The 6,286-nt window shown below is 32.7% G+C and carries 7 protein-coding genes and 1 pseudogene; 2 read left to right on the forward strand and 6 right to left on the reverse strand.

The window, feature by feature from the left end:
- Positions 1-57 precede the first annotated feature (57 nt).
- Complete coding sequence (locus BDR01S_RS20800; RefSeq protein ID WP_066254021.1) at positions 58-891, forward strand: MerR family transcriptional regulator; 834 nt, start codon at positions 58-60, stop codon at positions 889-891.
- Between the two features lie 161 nt (positions 892-1,052).
- Here BDR01S_RS20800 and BDR01S_RS26540 read toward each other — a convergent pair whose 3' ends face one another.
- The 5 genes from BDR01S_RS26540 to BDR01S_RS20820 form a co-directional block, all read right to left on the reverse strand.
- Positions 1,053-1,184: a hypothetical protein gene (locus BDR01S_RS26540; protein ID WP_268874702.1), complete on the reverse strand. Its 132-nt coding sequence runs from the start codon at positions 1,182-1,184 to the stop codon at positions 1,053-1,055.
- A 248-nt stretch (positions 1,185-1,432) separates the two neighbouring features.
- The gene (locus BDR01S_RS20805) at positions 1,433-2,455 is read right to left on the reverse strand and encodes a hypothetical protein (protein ID WP_066254020.1); all 1,023 of its coding nucleotides are present in this window, start codon (positions 2,453-2,455) and stop codon (positions 1,433-1,435) included.
- A gap of 177 nt (positions 2,456-2,632) precedes the next feature.
- Positions 2,633-3,046: a WapI family immunity protein gene (locus BDR01S_RS20810; protein WP_066254017.1), complete on the reverse strand. Its 414-nt coding sequence runs from the start codon at positions 3,044-3,046 to the stop codon at positions 2,633-2,635.
- A gap of 168 nt (positions 3,047-3,214) precedes the next feature.
- A complete protein-coding gene (locus BDR01S_RS20815) occupies positions 3,215-3,760 on the reverse strand; it encodes a GNAT family N-acetyltransferase (RefSeq protein ID WP_066254012.1) in 546 nt (181 codons plus the stop codon).
- A 172-nt stretch (positions 3,761-3,932) separates the two neighbouring features.
- The gene (locus BDR01S_RS20820) at positions 3,933-4,274 is read right to left on the reverse strand and encodes a hypothetical protein (protein WP_066254010.1); all 342 of its coding nucleotides are present in this window, start codon (positions 4,272-4,274) and stop codon (positions 3,933-3,935) included.
- Between the two features lie 170 nt (positions 4,275-4,444).
- Here BDR01S_RS20820 and BDR01S_RS20825 point away from each other — a divergent pair.
- Positions 4,445-5,283: pseudogene (locus BDR01S_RS20825) on the forward strand (tyrosine-type recombinase/integrase).
- 233 nt (positions 5,284-5,516) lie between these two features.
- On the opposite strand, the gene BDR01S_RS20830 reads toward BDR01S_RS20825, so the two are convergent.
- Positions 5,517-6,286: hypothetical protein (locus BDR01S_RS20830; RefSeq protein WP_235846623.1), on the reverse strand; the 770-nt coding region annotated here is incomplete at its 5' end.

Below are 6,286 nucleotides of genomic sequence, written 5' to 3' on the forward strand. Positions count from 1 at the left end.
ACAATTTTCATCCTAGTGTATATAGTAACTATATAGTCAAGGGTGGTGCTGTAAAAAATGAATAAAAAGAATGGAAAATATTTGACGACAGGTGAATTTGCGAAGCTTTGCAAAGTAAACAAACAGACACTCATTTTTTACGATCAAATCGGTCTTTTGTCTCCGGTTTTGAAAAATGAAAAAAGATACCGTTTTTATTCAATTCACCAAATGGATCTATTCTTTGTTATTGACTTATTAAAGGATCTTGGTATGTCGCTAAATGATATTCAACAATACATACAAAATAAATCGCCTGAAAGTTTTTTGTCTTTAATGTATCAAAAAAAAGAAGAGATTGTGAAAAAGCGTCAGGAGATTGAAATGAAGGAAAGAATGGTCGAGGCAAAAATAGCATTAATGGAAAAAGCGTCACACCTGGATTTTCATCAAGTTACGCTTGAACAATTTCCAGAAACAACACTTTATTTAAGTAGAAATATTGAAAATATAAACAATGAAGAATTTGTAGAGGTCGTTTCAGATTTTATAAATGAATTGAACGTATCACATCTTGATACTGGATATCCAATAGGTGTTATAACGAAACGGGAGCAATTATTAAAGGGAGAATTCACTAATTATAGCTATTTATATATTGAACAACCAAATCCAAAGGAAGGCTATCCGTATTTTAAAAGTGTTAAGGGTGATTTTCTCAGTGGATATCATATAGGGGATGAGAAAACAATACATAAAGCATATAAGCAACTTTTTTCAGAGATGGATCGTTTAAATTTAGCCTTAGGTGATTATGTTTTTGAAGAGTATATTTATGATACAGTTGTAATGAATCATAAGGAACATTACGTCACCAAAATTATGATACAAGTCGAACAAATCGAGAGTTAATTCTTCAGTAATTCTTGTATAGATGAGCTTGGGAAAATTTAATCCAAGCTTTTTTTATTTTGATATTTATCAACGCTTGTTTAAATAACCTACTCCGTTAGTACAAGAAAAAAGGATAGCCACAACCATCCCAATTTTTAACTCTTGCACCTGTTAGTTTATTAAACATTAAGAGTATTTACTTCATTAACAAGCTTTTTTAATAAAACAGCGATATACACTAAGGAAACGGTATTAATGATTTCTATAAACGGCGTTAATCGATGGACGAAATTATCAAATAGAGCGTACATTATGAAAGTCCTCCTCATTCTAAATTTGATTCCTTATTTTTAATACATAATTCTTCATTAATTTCTAATTAACCTGTTCTGTTAGCACAGCAAAAAAGGGGTTACTGCCACAACCCCATTCTTCAACTCTTGCACCCTTTAGTTGAAGAGGATTCCAACAAAAACACAACTTATTTTATCAAAATGTAGTGGGTGAAAATTTTTTACTTTCTTTTAAAAATAGAGGTCGGTGAACCTCCTTATACATTCTATCCGTGCCAAGAACCAGTTCTTTTATCTATTGTTTCAATAGGATAATTATCTTTTTCTCCGGTATAAGGTACAGAATCCGTATAAACCCATACAGTATCACCTTTATCAATTAATTTTTCTATTTCATCTTCCCTATAATTACTGTTATTCCAGTCCTCAAAAAATAGCTCTTTCCAATTATCTTTTATGGGCGCATTCCGAGAAAGGTACTGGGCTTGTTCAAAGAGAGTTCCTTCTTTACCGTTATTTTTTTTCTTAAATTCCTCTATAACATTCCAAATCTCATTAGCGGTTAAATTATCGAAAAAATTCTCAGACCAGTTAATACCTTTAGCATAAACATAATCAGGTCCCGGCATATACGTATCAAATATATAGGTCCTAAGCGTCTTCCTTAAATTCTCCATCTCTTCAAGAGAAGCATTGTGGGAAACAACTTTTTCCTGTTTCTGTTGATATTTAAATTCGATAATTTGTCCACTTGAAACCGTGCCATCCGCTAAATATTTTACATAATCCTCACCCTCAACAGTTCTTCCGTCAAAATTACTGCCATTTCTTTTCAATAAGAGAGCATGTTTTTTGCCTTCTTTATTGGTTATCGTTACAACCGTATACCCATGAGAATCTTTATTTTTAGCGATTACATAAGAAAAATGGTACACGTAATTGACTGTTAATTGCCCATTGTTAAAGTACCAATTACTACTTACACCATCCTGTTTTCCCGTTGCCATCCAAACACCCCTGATAGTATCACTCGCCTGTGATACTTCTGAAGATGTTGAACTTTTAGGTTGTGATGTCTTTACTGCCGATTTTGATTTTTGTTCCGAACTTTGTGATGTCGTTTCTGCGGTTTTTGTATTTTGTTCTGAACTTTGTGCGGAAGTCTCTGTCGTTTTTGTTTTTTGTTCCGAACTTGGTGCGGAAATTTTGGTTGATTTATTAGGCGATTTTTCACATCCAGAAAGCACTACCCCAAGAAGAACTACCCAAACAACTATTATCTTTTTCATTTACATTCTCCCCCCTTATATAGAATGTTTTTTCTTTATTTTAAAATTTCTGGTTCAATTAAACTGCATCCGTTAGCACAACAAGAAAAGAGACTGCCTCAACAGTTCCCGCTTTAACTCTAGCACCCGTTAGTGTAAGTACAATACTTCACAATCTAGACCTTATGCCGACTCCATTCAGACTGTATCCCATTCAAGTTGTTCACACTGTTTTAAAAGTTCTGGTAAAGTTGTAGGGTCAATACCAAAACAGACTTCAATGGAACAAGGAATCATCAAATCCTCATAATAACTTAAGTCTTTCATTCTTAATGAGACCAGAATGTGCCCCCGACGATTAACAGTACGAACTGAAAGGTTAAATTCCTCTGGGGAAGCAGACTTTAAACAAGCTTCACCACTTCGCTTATTTTCAAGTTTGCGTAATGCTGATAAAAATTCGGTTATATCGGAGGTTACGATATAAATACCACCAAAATCGGCTGATATTCCCCTCGATTGAGTTTCAACACTAAAGCGTACTCCCATATCGTCATCTTTATCGACGTGAATTTTGATGTAGGAATGTTTATCTTCTCCTTTTATTTTCAAGCTTTTCCCTCCCTAAATAAAGTAAAATTCTCCATATTTGAATGAAATACCTTCTTCAAGTAAACTGCTCCTTTAGCACAACAAGAAAAAGACCGCCACAGCAATCATTTCTTCAACTCTTGCCCCTGTTAGTTTAACAAATTTTAAAATTGGATTGTCCTCTAATCCTTATTTATTAAACCTTCCCATTAATATGGTGTTATAGAAATTCCCGTCAGATAGAACTTTGTCCTTTTTTAAAATACCTTCCACTTCAAAACCACTTTTTTCATACAGCATTATAGCTTTATCGTTGGTTTCAAGGACAGTTAAAGTTATTTTCTTAATTCCATTTGAATCTGCCCAATGAACAGATTCTTTTAATAAGTTTTTTCCTATTCCATATCCCCAATATTCTTTTAATACACATATTCCAAATTCTACTTTGTGAGAAGATCTTTTCAATTTGTTCCCTTCACATCTTGAAAAACCTACAATTCTTTCATTAACTTCAGCAACTAAAAATAAGTTACTAATACTTTCTGTATCATCTTTAATTATTTGTTTAAAACCTGATTCATCTATGTACGCCTCGCCTTTTTCTCTATCTAAATATTCTGTTTCGCCATCTATCTGCAATCTTACTTTAGACAAGTTTTTCGCATCCTTTTCTATTGCAGACCTTACAATATAACGTAAATTAAGAATATAAAATTCTTTTGGAATTACCCTCATTTAATACTGCCCTCCCATTATTGACTCTGTTTTATTTTACCATTTCTTTATTGCACTAACCTGCCCCGTTAGTGCAATAAAAATAGGGATCGCCGCAGCAACACCAATCTTCAACTATTGCCCCCGTTACTTTAAGTATAATTCTTCACAATCTCAATTCACTTCAGATTAATTAATCATTTAAATCATATTTAAATATTGGGTTTATACACTCCAAAATAGATACTATTGCATTATTGTATCCAGACATTTTTTCTATCTCTTTTTCATCTGTAAATTCTTTTTTTTCAAACTGTACTGCAAGTGTGTCTACTATATTTAGGTACTTAGATACAAATTTGTCCTCGTCCATAACTTTAACATCTACCAGCATTTCATTATAGGCTTGAAGTTCACCCTCATCGTTATATTGATACTCGATTTTATCAAATATTGTATTTGTATTAGTAAAATGTATTTTCCTTTCAATAATATCAACCATTGAAAATTGAATAATTTTCTTATTTTCAGTCATATTTAACACCTACTTTTTAATAAAGGTTAAGATATTTATTCTCCATTGATTTTAACAATACCTTCTTAAGCTAACCTGCTTACGATAGTTGAAGATAACCGCACTGTATCAAATTTTATAATCAGGTCAATAATTCCTCTAAAATTAGAATTTTTAGGGAGAGATGTATTTTGCTATTATCAAAAGCCTGGGAAATTTATGAATCTGATAAACGAATTGAAGGGTTCTCCCAACAGACTTTAAAGGCCTATAACTTCAAGCGTTGTTGGTGATAAGGTATTTTGAGGATGTAAAACTCGAAACCATTACTACTATCAAATTAAAAGAATACTTGGCAAAGTCAAGTGAAAATCTAAAGCCATCCAGCTTAGCTCACCGTATACGTTTTATAAAATCACTTTTCCGTTGGTCACACGAGGAAGGACATATTTTAAAGAATCCGGCTGCTAAATTAAAAGAACCTAAAGTTGGAAAACGAATCCCCAAATTTTTAACGGAAAGAGAAATCGAATACTTAAGGGAGGCCTGTGACATTCCTATGGAAAAGGCATTATTCGAATTTATGTTTTCAACAGGTTGTAGAATAGGTGAAATTGTTTCGCTAGATAAGAACAGAATCAATTGGTCAAACCGATCAGCGATTGTTCTAGGCAAAGGTGATAAAGAAAGAGAAGTATATTTTAATATTCGATGTGAAATTTGGCTTAAACGGTACTTAGATAATCGTCAGGATAATGATCCGGCCATTTTTGTTACAGAACGTAAACCACATAGAATGAGCATTGCTCAAATGAGATACATTGTTAAGCGGATTTCTGATAGGGCAGAGATTAGTAAAGTGATTCATCCACACCAACTAAGACATAGCTATGCAACACATTTGTTGAATAATGGAGCACCTCTTGATGTTATCCAAAGTCTACTTGGTCACCAGAAGAGCGAAACTACAAAAATTTATGCCCAATTAAGTGGGAGTCTTAGACAAGAATTGTATAGAAAATATTTTTAATTAATTGCTCAAATATGTACAAGAGCAACACCTTTAAAGAGTGTTGCTTCGTTTAACTCTTTTCTAATAACCACCAAAATGGTAACGGGGTGTTAAACTCTTGCACCCGTTTGTTTAAGTGCAAGGTTTCACAAAATACTTCGTTAGTTCAATAATGTTTTATACCCCGTTTACTTTATTTTAAATTTTCAATAGGCGTGTAATTTCTTTATTTAAGCAGAGTAAAACATCTACTATAAAGTGCGTGTAGTCTCCCCGTCAATTAACTTAAAATGAATATCAGATGATGTTCCTCCTTCAATATGTTTTGGAACATCTGATAATTGGAGTAATTCCTTCAAATGAATAGACTTTTTACGATTAGCTTCTATCGTAATACTATATGGACCAGCTAAATTCAAAAGTGACTCCATTCGTACTTCGTCTTTCATGAAAAAAGAATCTATAAATTCTAATTCAAATGACACAGCCTCATTACTTCGATTATGTAATACAAGATTGCATTCCCCATTTAATAAGTCTTTGCTCACAGTCCCAAAATTGCACTTGCCATTACCATCGTATGAAATTGCTGTAATGCCACTTGCTAACGTTTCTTGGTACATCGTAATTAGAAGATTTGGTAAAAGTGCATATACTATTACAACTATTATTATTGTTCGAAAGTGATATTTCTTCATACCAATGACAAGTAAAATCATGGCGATTATAAACAAAACGGACCCAATTATACCAAGTAAAATATAGCCATCTTGATTGCGAATTGGAAACGACATGAATGTAGAACGTGCTTCTATCATTACATTATTAGGATACGGGAAATATAAGTACATACATATACCTAAAATAATAACTGAACTAATGAGTGCCAATTTACTTTTTATCATCGTGTACCTCCTCTCTTTATCATATTTAATCTCCTTTTTTATCATATGATTCCTACTTTCGGTTTTTATGTAATGTTCTATAAGTGTAATGGAAAATCCTTCTTGAACTAAACTGC

It is taken from the genome of Neobacillus drentensis NBRC 102427, assembly GCF_001591445.1.
Lineage (GTDB): Bacteria > Bacillota > Bacilli > Bacillales > Cytobacillaceae > Neobacillus > Neobacillus drentensis.

What these genes read in the sequence shown, in the direction of transcription:
- BDR01S_RS20815 (WP_066254012.1), bottom strand. Translation starts at nt 3,760, where the DNA reads ATGAGGGTAATTCCAAAAGAATTTTATATTCTTAATTTACGTTATATT.
- BDR01S_RS26540 (WP_268874702.1), bottom strand. Translation starts at nt 1,184, where the DNA reads ATGTACGCTCTATTTGATAATTTCGTCCATCGATTAACGCCGTTTATA.
- BDR01S_RS20820 (WP_066254010.1), bottom strand. Translation starts at nt 4,274, where the DNA reads ATGACTGAAAATAAGAAAATTATTCAATTTTCAATGGTTGATATTATT.
- BDR01S_RS20805 (WP_066254020.1), bottom strand. Translation starts at nt 2,455, where the DNA reads ATGAAAAAGATAATAGTTGTTTGGGTAGTTCTTCTTGGGGTAGTGCTT.
- BDR01S_RS20800 (WP_066254021.1), top strand. Translation starts at nt 58, where the DNA reads ATGAATAAAAAGAATGGAAAATATTTGACGACAGGTGAATTTGCGAAG.